The 15,835-nt window shown below is 34.4% G+C and carries 17 protein-coding genes and 1 riboswitch; of the genes, 12 read left to right on the forward strand and 5 right to left on the reverse strand.

Annotated features, from left to right (window positions below; genetic code table 11):
• Nucleotides 1-9 precede the first annotated feature (9 nt).
• Together mtnA and AC0ONG_RS00510 are read left to right on the forward strand one after the other, a co-directional pair.
• On the forward strand, nucleotides 10-1,053 hold the full coding sequence (gene mtnA / locus AC0ONG_RS00505) for an S-methyl-5-thioribose-1-phosphate isomerase (protein WP_000392488.1): 1,044 nt from the start codon (nucleotides 10-12) through the stop codon (nucleotides 1,051-1,053).
• A 54-nt stretch (nucleotides 1,054-1,107) separates the two neighbouring features.
• Complete coding sequence (locus tag AC0ONG_RS00510) at nucleotides 1,108-1,749, forward strand: L-fuculose-phosphate aldolase (protein WP_000926560.1); 642 nt, start codon at nucleotides 1,108-1,110, stop codon at nucleotides 1,747-1,749.
• 44 nt (nucleotides 1,750-1,793) lie between these two features.
• Here the strand turns inward: AC0ONG_RS00510 and AC0ONG_RS00515 are convergent, their stop codons facing one another.
• Genes AC0ONG_RS00515 through AC0ONG_RS00525 form a run of 3 tightly spaced genes read right to left on the reverse strand, consistent with a single transcriptional unit; the run spans nucleotide 1,794 to nucleotide 4,804 of the window.
• Nucleotides 1,794-2,801 (reverse strand): FecCD family ABC transporter permease, encoded by a 1,008-nt coding sequence (locus AC0ONG_RS00515; RefSeq protein ID WP_000983742.1) that lies wholly within the window; start codon nucleotides 2,799-2,801, stop codon nucleotides 1,794-1,796.
• The gene (locus AC0ONG_RS00520) at nucleotides 2,798-3,838 is read right to left on the reverse strand and encodes a FecCD family ABC transporter permease (RefSeq protein WP_002153558.1); all 1,041 of its coding nucleotides are present in this window, start codon (nucleotides 3,836-3,838) and stop codon (nucleotides 2,798-2,800) included. The genes AC0ONG_RS00515 and AC0ONG_RS00520 overlap by 4 nt, the downstream gene beginning before the upstream one ends.
• A 48-nt stretch (nucleotides 3,839-3,886) precedes the next feature.
• On the reverse strand, nucleotides 3,887-4,804 hold the full coding sequence (locus AC0ONG_RS00525; RefSeq protein ID WP_000732570.1) for an iron-hydroxamate ABC transporter substrate-binding protein: 918 nt from the start codon (nucleotides 4,802-4,804) through the stop codon (nucleotides 3,887-3,889).
• A 331-nt stretch (nucleotides 4,805-5,135) separates the two neighbouring features.
• On the opposite strand from AC0ONG_RS00525, the gene AC0ONG_RS00530 reads away from it, so the two are divergent.
• On the forward strand, nucleotides 5,136-6,185 hold the full coding sequence (locus AC0ONG_RS00530) for an NAD(P)/FAD-dependent oxidoreductase (protein ID WP_001070938.1): 1,050 nt from the start codon (nucleotides 5,136-5,138) through the stop codon (nucleotides 6,183-6,185).
• Between the two features lie 197 nt (nucleotides 6,186-6,382).
• Here the strand turns inward: AC0ONG_RS00530 and AC0ONG_RS00535 are convergent, their stop codons facing one another.
• On the reverse strand, nucleotides 6,383-6,751 hold the full coding sequence (locus AC0ONG_RS00535; RefSeq protein WP_000235474.1) for a hypothetical protein: 369 nt from the start codon (nucleotides 6,749-6,751) through the stop codon (nucleotides 6,383-6,385).
• A 186-nt stretch (nucleotides 6,752-6,937) separates the two neighbouring features.
• On the opposite strand from AC0ONG_RS00535, the gene AC0ONG_RS00540 reads away from it, so the two are divergent.
• The 7 genes from AC0ONG_RS00540 to AC0ONG_RS00570 all read left to right on the forward strand — a co-directional run bounded on the left by AC0ONG_RS00540 (nucleotide 6,938) and on the right by AC0ONG_RS00570 (nucleotide 12,717).
• Nucleotides 6,938-7,177: a helix-turn-helix domain-containing protein gene (locus AC0ONG_RS00540; protein ID WP_001998970.1), complete on the forward strand. Its 240-nt coding sequence runs from the start codon at nucleotides 6,938-6,940 to the stop codon at nucleotides 7,175-7,177.
• Nucleotides 7,178-7,412: 235 nt separating this feature from the next.
• On the forward strand, nucleotides 7,413-7,937 hold the full coding sequence (locus tag AC0ONG_RS00545; protein WP_000051518.1) for a hypothetical protein: 525 nt from the start codon (nucleotides 7,413-7,415) through the stop codon (nucleotides 7,935-7,937).
• A 20-nt stretch (nucleotides 7,938-7,957) separates the two neighbouring features.
• Complete coding sequence (locus tag AC0ONG_RS00550; protein WP_000443833.1) at nucleotides 7,958-8,407, forward strand: hypothetical protein; 450 nt, start codon at nucleotides 7,958-7,960, stop codon at nucleotides 8,405-8,407.
• Between the two features lie 162 nt (nucleotides 8,408-8,569).
• Entirely contained in the window at nucleotides 8,570-9,238 is a 669-nt protein-coding gene (locus tag AC0ONG_RS00555; RefSeq protein ID WP_001004281.1) for an LSm family protein, read from the forward strand.
• Nucleotides 9,239-9,477: 239 nt separating this feature from the next.
• The gene (locus AC0ONG_RS00560) at nucleotides 9,478-10,743 is read left to right on the forward strand and encodes a hypothetical protein (RefSeq protein ID WP_000434727.1); all 1,266 of its coding nucleotides are present in this window, start codon (nucleotides 9,478-9,480) and stop codon (nucleotides 10,741-10,743) included.
• 137 nt (nucleotides 10,744-10,880) lie between these two features.
• A complete protein-coding gene (locus AC0ONG_RS00565) occupies nucleotides 10,881-12,107 on the forward strand; it encodes an ATP-binding protein (protein ID WP_001046097.1) in 1,227 nt (408 codons plus the stop codon).
• Between the two features lie 229 nt (nucleotides 12,108-12,336).
• A complete protein-coding gene (locus AC0ONG_RS00570; RefSeq protein ID WP_000424116.1) occupies nucleotides 12,337-12,717 on the forward strand; it encodes a hypothetical protein in 381 nt (126 codons plus the stop codon).
• A 134-nt stretch (nucleotides 12,718-12,851) separates the two neighbouring features.
• On the opposite strand, the gene AC0ONG_RS00575 is transcribed toward AC0ONG_RS00570, so the two are convergent.
• A complete protein-coding gene (locus tag AC0ONG_RS00575; RefSeq protein ID WP_000862976.1) occupies nucleotides 12,852-13,484 on the reverse strand; it encodes a cyclase family protein in 633 nt (210 codons plus the stop codon).
• Nucleotides 13,485-13,569: 85 nt separating this feature from the next.
• A riboswitch (SAM riboswitch) is annotated at nucleotides 13,570-13,682 on the reverse strand.
• 148 nt (nucleotides 13,683-13,830) lie between these two features.
• On the opposite strand from AC0ONG_RS00575, the gene AC0ONG_RS00580 reads away from it, so the two are divergent.
• On the forward strand, nucleotides 13,831-14,940 hold the full coding sequence (locus AC0ONG_RS00580) for a PRK06851 family protein (RefSeq protein ID WP_000147466.1): 1,110 nt from the start codon (nucleotides 13,831-13,833) through the stop codon (nucleotides 14,938-14,940).
• A 111-nt stretch (nucleotides 14,941-15,051) separates the two neighbouring features.
• Nucleotides 15,052-15,834 carry a nucleotidyltransferase domain-containing protein gene (locus AC0ONG_RS00585; protein ID WP_001208229.1) on the forward strand — a complete coding sequence of 261 codons (783 nt, stop codon included), beginning with the start codon at nucleotides 15,052-15,054 and terminating at the stop codon, nucleotides 15,832-15,834.
• Nucleotide 15,835 lies beyond the last annotated feature (1 nt).

Here is a 15,835-nt window from a genome sequence, read left to right on the forward strand (position 1 = left end):
GAGAATATGATGGAAGAGCAATTAATACCCATTCAGTGGAAAGATGATGCTTTAGTTTTATTAGATCAAACATTATTACCGAATGAGGTTGTCTATGAATCTTTCAAGACAGCTGAAAGTGTGTGGGATGCCATTCAAGTAATGAAAGTACGAGGAGCACCAGCAATTGGTGTTTCGGCAGCGTACGGTGTGTATTTAGGAACAAAGGAAGTTATTCAAAGTAAGATGGAAGACTTTATAGAGGAAGTCAAAAAGGTATGTGCATATTTGGCAACATCAAGGCCAACAGCAGTAAACTTATTCTGGGCACTTGAAAGAATGGAAGCGGTAGCGACAGAGAACGCGCACTTATCAATCGTCCAGTTGAAAGACAGATTACTAGAAGAGGCAAAAGAGATTCATAGAGAAGATGAAGAAATTAATCGTCAAATTGGAGAGCATGCATTAACATTATTCCATGATGAAATGGGAGTATTAACACATTGCAATGCTGGTGCGTTAGCGACGACTAAGTATGGTACTGCGACAGCACCAATGTACTTAGCGAAAGAAAAAGGATGGGACTTAAAAATCTATTCAGATGAAACTCGTCCTAGGTTACAAGGTTCAACGTTAACAGCATTAGAACTACAGCGAGCGGGAATTGATGTTACTGTCATTACGGATAATATGGCAGCTATGGTCATGTCACAAGGAAAAATCGATGCTGTAATCGTTGGATGTGACCGCGTGGCAGCAAACGGTGATGTAGCAAATAAAATTGGCACATTAGGCGTATCTATTTTAGCTAAATACTACAACATTCCGTTTTATGTAGCAGCGCCAACACCAACAATCGACTTAAAAACACCGACAGGAAAAGAAATTCCGATTGAGGAAAGAGATGCTTCTGAAGTGATTAATCGCTTCGGACAATATTCTGCCCCGAAAGAAAGTAAAGTATATAATCCGGCGTTTGATGTCACACCATATGAGAATGTAACAGCAATTATTACAGAAAAAGGGATTGTAAAAGCACCGTTTACGGAGAACTTAAAAAAGCTATTTCAATAAGTAAATAGCTTTTAAAATTCAGTCATCATAAGCTTCATACTTAGGGGGATGTATATGTTATTACAAAAAGAAAGAGAAGAAATTGTAGCGTATGGAAAGAAAATGATCTCTAGTGGTTTAACAAAGGGGACTGGGGGTAATATTAGTATTTTCAATCGCGAACAAGGTCTTGTTGCGATTAGTCCAAGTGGTTTAGAGTATTATGAAACAAAACCTGAAGATGTAGTTATATTAAACTTAGATGGTGAAGTGGTAGAGGGAGAGAGAAAGCCATCAAGCGAACTAGATATGCATCTTATTTATTATAGAAATCGTGAAGATATAAATGCGCTTGTGCATACACATTCTCCTTACGCAAAGACGATTGCGTCATTAGGATGGGAGCTTCCTGCTGTTTCATATTTAATTGCTTTCGCAGGCCCGAATGTTCGCTGTGCACCGTATGAAACATTTGGTACGAAGCAATTAGCGGATGCTGCTTTTGAAGGCATGATTGATCGTCGTGCTGTGCTACTTGCAAATCACGGTTTAATTGCTGGTGCAAATAATATAAAAATGGCGTTTACTGTTGCAGAAGAGATTGAGTTTTGTGCTCAAATTTATTATCAAACGAAAAGCGTCGGAGAACCGAAGCTTTTGCCAGAAGATGAGATGGAGAATTTGGCGAAGAAGTTTGAAGGGTATGGGCAGCAGTAGAATGAAACAAAAACACCCTCAAGAAAAGATCTTGAGGGTGTTTTTTACGCTTTCTTAAGCAACAAATACATAAAGTAAGGAGCCCCAATTAAAGCAACGACAATACCTGCTGGGATGCCGTTAGGTTCAACGATGTTTCGGCCAATTGTATCTGCTAATAGCAATAGCCATCCGCCGATTAAAACGGCAATAGGCATGAAAATTTGATGTCTTGGACCTACTAAAGATTTCGCGATATGAGGAGCCATTAGTCCGATAAAGCTAATTCCTCCTGTTACGGAAACAGCTGCAGCTGCAAGCGCAACGGCTGCAACTAATAAGTATCTGCGTTCTTTTTCAATTTCAATTCCAACACCGATTGCGACTGGCTCGTTTAATGCTAGAATGTTTAATCGATTTGCTTTATAGAAAACGAACGGAATTAATACGATTAACCATGGGAGCATTGCTAAAACGAAGACCCAGTCATCTCCCCAAATGTTTCCGGCAATCCACTTGGCGATAAAGTCCACTTTCATACGATCAGCGGATGAAATAAGGACAATCATCATTCCAGATAGTGCAAATGAAAAACCAATACCGGTTAATGTTAGTCGGATTGGCTGAAGCCCAGTTGATTTACTATATGAAAATACGTAAATTAGAACAGCTGTCAGAAAAGCCCCGATAAATCCAACGACTGGTAGTAAGTAAAGAAATGAACCTACATCTATTGGAAAGTATAAAAAGAAAATAGCAACAGCAACACCGGCCCCAGAGTTGATCCCGAGAATACCAGGTTCAGCTAAATCATTTCGAGTAATTCCTTGGAATATAGCCCCTGATAAAGCGAGAGCCATACCAGCTAATAATGTAATCACAATTCTAGGTAGTCTTAAAGAGTATAAAACAAACTCCTCTTTAAAAGTCCCTTGTCCCATTAATGTTGGGAGTAGTCGATCATAAGATAAAGATGCTGAACCAAGTCCCATTCCAACTACAATGGTGGTGATGGTCAGTATTAGTAAAGCGAGTATAATAAGACGTTGTTTTCTTAGAATAGATTGCATCATGAGAATGTTTTTCCTCCTTTACGTACAATGAATAGGAAGAATGGTAACCCTACAATCGCGACAATTGCCGCAACTGGTGTTTCGTACGGAGCGTTAATAGTACGTCCGATTGTATCTGCAAGTAGCATAAAGGAAGCTCCAGCAATTGCTGACATCGGTATAACAAATCGGTAATCTGGACCGACAATTGGGCGTACCATGTGAGGTACCATTAAACCGATAAATGCCATATTTCCAACAAGCGCTACAGATGCACCTGCAAGTAAGATAATAATGATAAATAAAATAGTTTTAATAACAATAATTTTTTGACCAAGTCCAATAGCCACTTCCTCACTGAAACTAAGAACTGTTAATTTTTTTGCTAGTAAGATAGCGATAAAGATACTAATTGAAATGACTGGAATAATAATTTTTAATTGGCTCCAAGTTGTTCCAATTACGCCCCCAGCAGTCCAAAGTGATACATCTTGTGAAATTTTAAAATAAATGCCGATTCCTTCTGAAATTGCGAGTAGAAATGCGGAAACTGCAGCGCCCGCTAATACAATTCGAAGAGGAGAAAGGCCGCCTTTTTTCACCATACCAATTCCAAATACCATGATTGCGCCAATTGCCGCACCGATAAAGCAAGCTAATGTTAAGTAAAGATAGCTGATGGAAGGATTGAAAGCAAGTGTCAGTGCAAGCGCAGCATTTGCTCCACCAGATAGCCCTAATAAACCAGGATCTGCAAGTGGATTTCGTGTTAATCCTTGCATAATCGCTCCAGAAACGGCTAATCCAGCTCCTACAAAAATAGCAGCAACTTCACGTGGTAAACGTATTTCTCGAATAATAGATATTTTGTCTCCTTTAGCGGAGGAAGTGAGTGCTAACCATACATCTTTTATCGAAGTATCTGCAGCACCTAATACCATTGCAACCATAAAAATAAGAAAGAATGCAATTAAGCTTAAAATTAGTTTGTATGTAAAAGCTATAGAACGTGGATTTTCATGATCTTTTGTCATTCGTTTCACATCTTTTCTGTTCATAGAATAAAGGAAGAGGAATTCTTAAATTAAGAATTCCTCATGTTTGTATTATTTACCAAGAAAGTTCTTCTTGAAGAAGTCTAGTTGGAAATCTAATGTAAGTGGATCATTGAAATAGAATTCCATCATGTTTGCTTCATATACGCGATTATTTTTTACTGCTGGGATGTTTTTATATGATTCTGTCTCTTGGAATGAGTTATCAGTCTCTTTATTTTTACTTACGATTAAGTAATCACCAGCAAATTCCGGTAATACCTCAGTAGATAATGCGTAGTAACCTTCTTTTAATGCTTTTTCTTTTACTTTTTCAGGCATTTTTAATTTCATTTCTTGGTACAGGATTTCTGTTCCGCGGCCCCAGTTCTCGCCGTATACATAAAGCTGTTTGTTGAAGTTTTCTACAACAGAAACTGTTGCATCTTCACCGATTTTTGCTTTAATTTCTTTACCAGCTTCTTGTGCACGTTTCTTGAAGTCATCAACCCAAGTTTTTGCTTCTTTTTCTTTGTTTAATAACTTACCAATTTCTAAATGCTGTGTTAAGTAATCAACTTTTCCGTAAGTGTATGTTACAGTAGGAGCGATTTTCTTTAACTTATCGACATTTTTAATATTTGATAAACCAATGATTAAATCTGGATTTAGTTCAGCGATTTTTTCAACATTTTCATCTGATACTTCAGCAACATCTTTAAGTTTGCTATCAAAACGTGGGTTTTGTTTAGACCATGAATCTACCCCAACAAGATTTACATCTAATGACATTACGTTACCAGCGAATGATGATAATACAACAACGCGTTTTGGATTTGCAGGAACTTCTACTTTACCATTTTCAGATTGGTATGTAATTGTTTCTGATTTACTACCTTTTGCATCGTTCTTTTTGTCTGTAGAGCCATTGCTACAAGCACTCATAACAAGAACGAAAAGAACTGTTAGTGAAATAAATAACTTTTTCATCGTCTTTCTCCTTTAACATAGATGATATGTGTATACAATAATTTGTTTAACTGTAATCTTTTTGAAAGAGTAGTGGTAATGCAAAATAATTTATTGAAAATCTTGAATATGAGATTTTATAATATAGTATTAACCATATTAATGAAAGAAGATGTAATCTCAATTTGCTAATTATTAACAAATTGATAATGATTATCACTATTGATTCTTTAAATAATATAATTTTATATAGGTGTATTGTCAATAGTAATTTTGATTGTAAATTTTGCGGAAACAGGTTATATTTTATTGAGAATGATAATCAATGACTAGTAGCTGAGGAGTGACACGAATGAATCAAGAAGAATTGTTTGATGTAACTGTGATAGGCGGAGGACCTGCAGGGCTTTATTCAGCTTTTTATAGTGGACTCAGAGAGATGAAAACGAAAATAATAGAATTTCAACCACAGTTAGGTGGAAAAATACATGTTTATCCAGAGAAGATGATTTGGGATGTAGGAGGGCTGCTGCCAGTTACAGGTGATAAATTAATTGAACAACTTGTACAGCAAGGGCTAACATTTAAGCCAGAAGTGGTATTAAATACAAAAGTAGAATCGATTATTCGTAACGAAGATGGCACTTTTACGTTAAAAGCAAGCAATGGCGAAGAACATTTTTCAAAAACAGTTATCGTCGCAACTGGAAGTGGTATATTGAAACCTCAAAAGTTATCAATTGAAGGTGCTGAGCGATTTGAAGTATCTAATTTAAATTATACAGTGAAATCTTTAAAGCGTTTCAAAGGTAAGACGGTCATTATTTCCGGCGGAGGAAATTCTGCGGTTGATTGGGCAAATGAATTAGAACCAATTGCGAAAAAAGTGTATGTAACATATAGAAAAGAAGAATTATCTGGTCATGAAGCACAAGTAAAACAACTGCTGAACAGCTCGGCGGAGTGTTTCTTTAATACATCGATTACAAAACTCATTGCTGGTGATAATCATGAAGCGATCGAATATGTAGAATTGACAAATCATGAAACAGGTGAGGTTTCTCATTTACCTATTGATGAAGTTATTATTAATCATGGATATGAACGTGACATTACATTATTAGAAAATAGTGAGTTAGACGTTGCGATTATAGATAATTATTATATTGCAGGTAATGCAAATAGTGAGTCTTCAGTAGATGGATTATATGCTGCTGGAGATATTTTAAAGCACGAAGGGAAACTACACTTAATTGCAGGTGCATTCCAAGATGCTGGAAATGCTGTGAATAAAGCAAAGCAATTTATCCAACCAGATGCAAGTGAGTACGGAATGGTTTCTTCTCATAATGAAGTATTTAAGAAGAGAAATCGAGAACTGATTAAACAGATGATGAAATAATAAGGAACAAGTATACCCCCCCACATACTTCTCTATTCAAATGGATGAGAGATGTACGTGGGGGTTTTCCTGTTTACTATATTTTCAATCATTATAATGACACCGGTTTCATCAGTTCATATGATATGAACATTTTATTGGTAAAGCATCCTAGAAAACAATTTAGCTATGTTTTGCTTACGCAGAACATGGCTAAATTACGCTGTCCCTTTAGCGCGTTCATTAGGAAATGGCATATTTAGTATAGAAGCAATATATTGTTTTCCATGTTTTCGAGCCAATGATTCTAATATTTGACGGACGCGTTTTGTAAGATGGCCTTGTTTTTTGATGGCTTCACAATATGCGTCATAGAAAGCATATTTAGCCCAAAGGAAATCATCTTGTTGGAATAAGAAATGATTTTTGTACCATTCACCAATTGTATGATAACAATTGTTTTCATGTATTGCTGTGCTTTGAGAAAGAAAACGATCAGATAAAGATACATTCAAATGAGAAATTGTGTTTTCTGTTTCAACTTGTAGTGTTTTTTCTAACATTGTAATGATGTGACGAGTAGCCATATGTTAACTCTCCTTTGTGTAAATGGGTAATACCATTCTATATTTAAAAAATTCTTACTATATAATACTATACAATATATGGAATGCATCTACCTGCTTTTTGAACTGCATTTACAAAATCTTTTTTATTTGTTTACAAAAATAAAGTAAAGTAAGATACAGTATAGATGAAAAAATAATAAAGGAATGAACGCATTGTATATAACAGTAGAAGAGACTGCGGAGTATTTGAATTTACCGAAATCGTATATTGAAGAGTTAATTCAGCAAAAGAAAATTCGTGCGCTATTCGATGGAGAGCAATATTTAGTAAATAAAGAACAATTCAATACACATTTAGAACAAATGGAGAAATATAAGCAGTTAGTGGAAGAAATATTAAATGAACCAATTCCAGAAGATATGGATGTTAAAGACGAAGACTAAACTTTGGGAAATCCCGTATGAAGATATGCAGAAATGTATCTTCATACGGGATTTTTTGTTTAAATGTATCAAAATCCTAATGGGCACGCAGAATTTCTTATATTTTTGATAGGTAGTAGTCTACCATGTTAAAAGCATATTTTTTTCTAGCTAGGACAAACATAGAGAACGTAACCTGTACAGATACATATACTATCAGTGCAAAAGCTTATAAATTAATGGAAGGGGTTTTCTCGTGAGTTTATTTCATTGTGATTTTCTGAAAGACTTAATTGGATCTTTTGTGAGAGTAAACAGGGGTGGTCCAGAATCTCAAAAAGGAACAATAATATCAGTATGTCCGGACTACTTCGTATTGAAGAATGAAAAAGGTGAGCTTTATTACTATCAACTTAGCCATCTGAAAAGTATTACGAAAAATGCAAAAGACTGTGGATCAAGTGATTGTGATTGGGAAGATTGCGAATGTGCAGACGACTTTGAAGCACTACTTCTAAGCTTCAAATATTGCTGGGTGAAAATTAATCGCGGTGGTCCAGAGAAAGTGGAAGGCATTTTACAAGATGTTTCTTGTGACTTCGTTACATTAATTGTAAAAGAAGAAGTTATATTAATTGCAATAAAGCATATTAAAAGTGTTAACTATAATGCATTAGCATGCGGAGAGAGCGATGAGAGCGAAGATAGTAATAGTAAGGAAAGTAGTAGCGATAATTCAGGTCGAGCTCGCGCACAAAGACAGTCAAGTAGAGGAAGATAATAAGAAAGGAGGATACAAATTTGGAAAGTATATTATGCTGTGAGCAAATTAAATGCTTAGTCGGTGAGACTGTAAAAGTAAATCTTCGTGGACCAGAGAGTCGAGTGGGGGTACTTGTATCGTTAGGGAGAGATTACCTTACATTACAACTTCCTCTTGGTGAATTAGTATATTACCAATTGAAACATGTGAAGAGTCTAGCTAAGAAAGTGAAAGAAAGTAAATGTGGCGATTCCTATGTTTCATGTTTCTGCTCTGATGATGATACTTTTGTCGATGTATTACGTGACTTGAAGTATAAGTGGGTAAAGATTAATCGTGGCGGTCCAGAATGTGTGGAAGGATTATTAAGTGAAGTGCATGAAGAATGTATTACACTAGTAAACTGCGATGAAGTCATTTATATCATTAATTATCATATTAAGAGTGTGAGTCAAGTAGTGAAATGTAAAAAGAATGAAGATGAATAATGTTTAATAAATAAGAGGGGCATTATGAGGGAAAGAGAAGAACAATTTCTTATTTCGATAGTATGAAAAGGAATTACTTACTATTAAGACAAAACATTGCCCTGATTATTTTTTTTGAAACAGAAGATAGGAAAGCTGATATTCATAGGAAGGAGGATATAGATGAATGAGTTGAATAAAAGTATTGGAGAAAATATATATGTTAAATTAATCGGTGAAAAAAGATTTAAAGGTGTATTAATTGATGTAGGAAATGATATCGTTGTTCTTTACAATGGACAAGATTACGTATATATATCTTTATATCATGTACAATACTATAAATTTTTAAGACCATATGACGAAGAAATATCAAAACCAGATGTTGATTCTGTAATTAAGAGGGAATCCCCTTCAATTTCTTTGAGAAAAGTATTAAGTACTTCTAAAGGTATTTTTACAGAAGTTTATGTAGCAGGAAATGCTCCAATACATGGTTATGTTACAAGTGTGATGAACGATTATATTGTTTTTTATAGTCCGGTTTATAAAACGGTATATATATCTTTAAAGCATTTAAAATGGTTAATTCCGTATAAAGAAAACCAAGTACCGTATGCCCTCAATAAAAATGAACTCCCCGTAAATCCGTTAAATATTACGTTAGCTAGAACGTTTGAAGAACAGCTTATTAAAATGACAGGGAAAATTATGGTGTTCGATTTAGGTGAGGAGTCCAATAAAATTGGAAAAATGGCGAAAATTGATGAAGGTCATATTGAAATATCAAAAGCACGTGATGCAAAAATGTATGTGAATATTCAACATGTAAAATCCGTCCATTGTCCGTAGATTAGTTGGAAGGGCTGGCTTTTTCTTTTATATGCAGAAGAAAAGGTCGAGCCTATTTATTTAGTTTAATTTGGATATGAGGGGAAAAATGAATTGAATATAAATATATTATAGTGTGATCTTTTTAAAAATAATTTTGCACTACTTTATAAAGAAATATGTACGAGCTATCTTTTTATGTATTCAATTTATTTTTTGAGGAGGAGCTGCTCAACTAATTTATTAAAGGGGTTTTGTTTGTGGAGCAGTTTCCGAATTCGTTATCAATTACATTGCTTGGTAGTGCTGGTGGAGCAGCAAAAGCAGTTTTAGCAATTTTAAATCAAGCGATAGCAAATGAAAAAGATCCAATTTATGAAGTATTAAAGAATGCCAAATTTCATTTGGTGGATATAAAACAAAAAGATAGGACTTATTATGATGAGTTGTTTTCGAATTTGAAAGGTCGCTTATATTTATATGAAATAAACCTTCAAAATGTAGTGGAATTTAAACAACATTTAAAAGAAAAAAGAACGAGTGTTGTGATTGATGTTTCAGGAGCAGATACAATTAGAGTATTAAGCTGCTGTAATGAACTAGGAATTTGTTATATTAATTCAGCCTTGGAAAATGAGGCCGTAGATCAGGACGATAGCTTAATCGGCTTTCAGCTTACGGAAAGATATACAAGGTTTGAGAAGGAGAAAGAGAAATTTACAAATACAAAAGCGATTATAGGTTCAGGTATGAATCCAGGTGTTGTTCAATGGATGGTTGTTGAACTTATGAAGGAACGACCAAATGAAAGGCCAAGAGCATGTTATATTGTAGAACATGACACGTCGTTTTTGAATGATACAGCGCTTATAAAGCCACATACACTTTATGCTTCATGGGCAGTAGAGCGATTTTTAGATGAAGCAATCTGGAGTTATCCGATGTATATGAGTCAACATCGTCCTCTTTACTTTTATGAAGATGTATATGCTTCAGAGTATAAAGTGAAGTTGGGAGAAAAAGAATTCTATGGTTGTTTAATGCCACATGAGGAAGTATTAATTTTAGGGAAAAACTTTAATATGGAAGTTGGTTTTCTTTACCGAATTAATGAGTATACAACAAATATAATTAGACAGAATTTAGACCAAGTAGAAGATTTATGGAACTGGAATCGTAAAGTGTTTAATCCAGCGGAAGAAGAGGTTGCTGGAGAGGACTTGGTCGGTGTGTTACTCGTTTATGAAAATAGTGAGACATATATGTATAATGTGATGAATAGTAGCCAAGTTTTTCGTAAATATAAAACGAATGCAACGTATTTTCAGGTAGGGTGCGGGATTTATGCGGGCTTGTCCAGTTTACTTTTAGATCGATTTGAACAAGGTGCTTATTACGTCGAGGAGTTGTTATTAAATACAGAAAGTAAGTACGGTGAGTATTTAAATTTATATATGAAGGATTTTGTAATGGGGCATAATAATTTTACTGATGGATTGTTACATGACAGGGTAAGATGGGTGTAATTTGTTACCAAAAGGAAGGAGAGATCTCCTTCCTTTTAGTATTATAAGGTTAAATATTGCCCTGAAAGCAATTTCATACTTATACTTTAAGGAGATAACAATGAAAGTTTTTTGTATCGATCAAGGGGAGTTTTTATATGAACAAATACAAGAGCTTGATTTATGAAGAAAGAAGAGCCTTAAAGGTATTTATATTATTATTCTATATTATATTCTTTTTATATGACGCTATATATTATTTTGTGTATCCTGCTATGAATATTAGTGGAACAGCGGTAGGTTGGCCAGAAGGTAGTCTTGGGATAGGTGTGCCTATATTTGTAATAGCAATATTTCCTATTTCTATATACCTTCAAAAAAGAGGGTATGTATATTCTGTAAAATATTTATTTTTATTTGGGTACATGTTTATCAATCTTGTTAATAATTTAATGATTTATTTGCGAACGGATAGACCTTTTGAACATGGTAGTATGGTAGAAATGTTATTAATTTTATTTGCCCCAGTTTTCGTGAATAGAAAATACTTTTATTTAGTTTCCTTTAGTGTAATTGGAAAGTACGTATTTTTCACATTGCTATTACAAGATTTAAAAGTGGTAATTCCACTTGTTTTATGTGTATTCTATTTCATTATTTCACATTCTTTATTAAAACGATTTCAATCTTATGTAAGAACAGTGGTTGAAATGATGAACAATATGAAAGAGACGGAAAATTTAGCTGTGATTGGAACTATGTCTACAACAATTGCCCATGAAATTCGAAATCCGTTAACAGCGTTAAAAGGGTTTACGCAAATGCAAAAAGAAAGAAATCCAGCTGATACGATGAGCTACGACATTATGTTACAAGAAATTGAAAGGGTTAATGGATTTGTTAGTGAATTGATGTTGTTAGGAAAACCAAAGCCAACAAATTATGAAAGGTGTAATATACGAGACATCCTTCTATATGTTGTGCATCTAATGGAAAGTTATGCAATGCAATATAGAGTTAAATGTCATTTACAAGTAGATGGGAATTTACCGGCTATAAACGGTGATGATAAGCAATTAAAACAAGTGTTATTAAATATCATTAAAAATGGAATAGAATCAATGCCAGAGGGCGGAGAAATTCATATCCGTGCATATCAAAAAACGCAAGGACATTTGTGTATTTCTGTTGAAGACCAAGGATTTGGTATAGAGAATGAAAAGTTGGAAAAAATCGGCAAGGCATTTTACACAACAAAGGAGACTGGTACAGGACTTGGATTAATGATTACATATAAAATTATTAAGGAACATCAAGGGAGTATCACGATCCAAAGTAGTCTAGGAGTAGGAACGAAAGTAGAAATTTTTCTGCCGACCGTTTAATGTATTGGGAGAAAAGATTTTTCAGAAAAGTGTTCTTGTTGTGTAAATATAAACATTTTATAAAATGTTTCAAGAAGGGTTTTTTTTATAAAATACTTCGTTTATAATGGAGGAAAATATCGACATGAGATTGATTACTCATGTAACGGTTCAGTAGTGTTATGAAAAGATAAGAAGGGGTGCACGCGCATCCTTTTTTCTATGCAGATATTATGAAAGAGGTGGTATGATGGAATTAACATTAAATTCGACTGTATGTTTACACACGATTCAATTTCGAAAAGAGCAAAAGAATTATATTGTAAAAGATACAATTACAGGAGAAAAATATGAAATGCCGCCACTTTGGATTGATGCATTGGCAATGATGCGTGACGGTTTTTTATTGGGAGAAATTGAGGAGAAATTAAAAGAAGAGTATCCATCTGAAGAAGTGAATATGTTAGCATTCACGAGGCAACTGTTAGAACTAGAACTTGTTGAAATGGTAGATGGAGAAGAGATAGCTTGCACAAAGAAGAAAGAGATAGATTGTTTAGCTTGGGTGCGTCCCCGTGTGGAACAATTCTTTCTTAATTTAAATAGAAAATATAGAAGCAAAGACCAGTAGTGGCCTTTGCTTTTTTTAATCCCGCTATTTGCCGGGCAGTAAGACCCCCACCTCAAAATTCAGCGGAAGCAAAGAAGTTAGGTGTGGGATGAACAAAACCCCCACTGATTAAAGGTTCACTTTATAGGTTGTGTTTAAAATATAACAGCAAATGCTCTTGCGAAAGCACCGTCACTATTTTTAATTTTTAAAGGTGCGGCTGAGAAAAAGAAACGTTTTGTTTCGATAGCATCTAGATTTGTTAAGTTTTCAATTAAGTAAATATTATTCCCTAGTAATATGTGATGAATCGGTGATGTTTCTGTTGTGACTTCATCAGGAGAAATGAAATCTAAACCGATAGATTTTACTTTTAATTGAACTAATTCTTCAGCTAATTCTTCAGAAAGATAAAATGCTTCTTTCTCATAAGCTTCTGTATTCCATTTGGTGGATAGATTAGAATGAAAAATAACAATATCACCTTCTTTTATGTCAGTATTATGCAATACTGCCTTAGGTAATTTTCGCTCTTGAATATGTGTTACATCTATAAGAACAGCTTCACCTACAAATTGATCCAGCGGTAATTGATCGATGGTCGTTGCGCCTGAAATAAAATGCGCAGGAGCATCACAATGCGTGCCAACATGAACGACAGAATGAAAATCTGTAACTTGATAGCCTGATTCTTCAACACTTGTAACAGCTTCTAGTTGTATTTTAGGTGTTCCAGGAAATTGAGACATATTATTTTCAAATGTTTGCGATAAATCAATTACTTTCATTTTACATACCTCCAATATATATTTTTCAAATAATAAAAAGCTCATCCTTCAGTATCAAGAAAGATGAGCTTTACATGCTAGTTGAGTTTTATCTTCCAAAATGCAATGCATTTTGCAGGAATTAGCACCTATTCAGTTTGTATAAACTGAGGTTGCTGGGCTTCAAAGGGCCGGTCCCTCTGCCTCTCTTGATAAAGAAGTATTTAATTTTGAAATCGTAATTTTCCGATAGTTAAATTGTAATTCATTTCCTTTTTTCGTGCAATACAAAATAGGTATTCACCCAAATAAAGCTGCTCGCATATTGTAGGTTATGTAAATAGAATGCTGCGAAGGAGTGAGTGCAGTGACAGGAAATGTATTAAATTATTATGCTGGTGGTAATACAGCTAGGGGATTTCACAATTTATACGAAGAGAATTTAAAAGGATTAGACAGATTATTTATCTTAAAGGGTGGCCCAGGAACGGGAAAATCTTCTTTAATAAAGGCAATAGGTCGTGAATGGATTGAAAAAGGATATGATATTGAATTGTTACATTGTTCTTCTGATAATAAATCGGTTGATGGTGTAATTATCCCAAAATTAAAAGTAGGAATTGTTGATGGGACATCGCCGCATGTTATTGAGCCAAAAATGCCAGGAGTTGTTGAAGAGTATATAAATTTAGGAATTGCTTGGGACTCAGATAAACTAAGAAAGCAGAAGTTAGAAATTGAAAGATTTGTTTCAGAAGCAAGCAAAGCTTTTCAGTCTGCTTACGCACGTTTTAAAGAGGCATTGGTTATACATGATGAGTGGGAGAAGATATATATTGATAATATAGATTTTAATAAAGCAAATGAACTAACCAATCAGCTAATCCAGAAATTATTTGCAGATAAAAGCGGGAGACAATCGCTTGTAAAACATCGTTTTTTAGGAGCTGCTACACCGAAAGGAGCAGTTGATTTTGTTCCTAATTTAACAGAAGGGTTACCACATCGTTATTTTATAAAAGGGCGCCCAGGCTCTGGAAAATCAACGATGCTCAAAAAGTTAGCTAAGGCAGCTGAGGAAAAAGGGTTTGAAGTTGAAGTATATCATTGCGGATTTGACCCGAATAGTCTTGATATGGTTATCGTAAGAGAATTAGGATTTGCAATTTTTGATAGCACCGCACCACATGAATATTTTCCAAGTCGCGAGGGTGATGAAATTATTGATATGTATGCCCTTATTGTTACGCCAGGGACGGATGAGAAATATGCGAAGGAAATTCGTGATGTCTCCATTCAATATAAAGCAAAAATGAATGAGGCGATGTCTTTCTTAGCGAAAGCAAAATCGGTTCGTGATAAATTAGAACGAATTTATATTGCTGCTATGGATTTTTCAATAGTAGATGCATATAAAGAGGAGATTCAAAAAGAGTTTGAACGAATTGCTGCTACTGTAATTGAAAAGCAACAATAGACGTTTCATTAGGCTGTCAGTAATTTCTGACAGTTTTTTTAGTATGTAGTAAAATTAATAGTGTATTGTCGAATTTCCAAGGAAATAATCAAAAAATGGAGTTGTTATGAAATGAGAGAGAAAATCGAGTTGGAGTTAGAAAGAATTGAAAAAGAGAATGATGTGAAAATTTTATTTGCGGTGGAATCAGGGAGTCGTGCTTGGGGGTTTCCATCGAAAGATAGCGATTATGATGTTAGGTTTATTTATATACATCCAGTAGAATGGTATTTATCAATTCATGATAAACGAGATGTAATTGAATATCCAATTAGCGATGATTTAGATATAAGTGGTTGGGATATTAAAAAGGCATTGCAACTATTCGCGAAGTCGAATCCTGCTTTACTTGAGTGGATTCGATCACCAATTTTTTATTCGAAAAACTCTAATTTTCCAGAACTACTTCAACAGATGAGTGAGAAGAATTTTGATCCAAAAGCAACGATATATCATTATTTACATATGGCGTCGAAAAATTATCGTGAATTTTTGCAAGGTGAGAATGTAAAGCTGAAAAAGTACTTTTATGTATTACGTCCCATTTTAGCTTGTAAGTGGCTAGAAGAGAAAACGACTTTACCTCCTGTAGAATTTGACCGATTGATTACAGAATTATCATTAGAACGTAGTGTATTAGATGAAATTGAAAAGTTGTTAATAAAGAAAAAAGCAGGTACTGAATTAGATGTTGGATTGAAAATTAAGGTGCTAAATCAATTTTTAGAAGAACAAATTCATTACTATCAGGAATATGTAAAAGGAATTGAAAAGGGATCAGGAATCGATATTGAGAGTTTAAATACATTGTTTCGAGATATGTTGTTTGAAGCATATGAAAAAGAGCACAAGTAAG

It is taken from the genome of Bacillus sp. TCT6 (genome assembly GCF_056033845.1).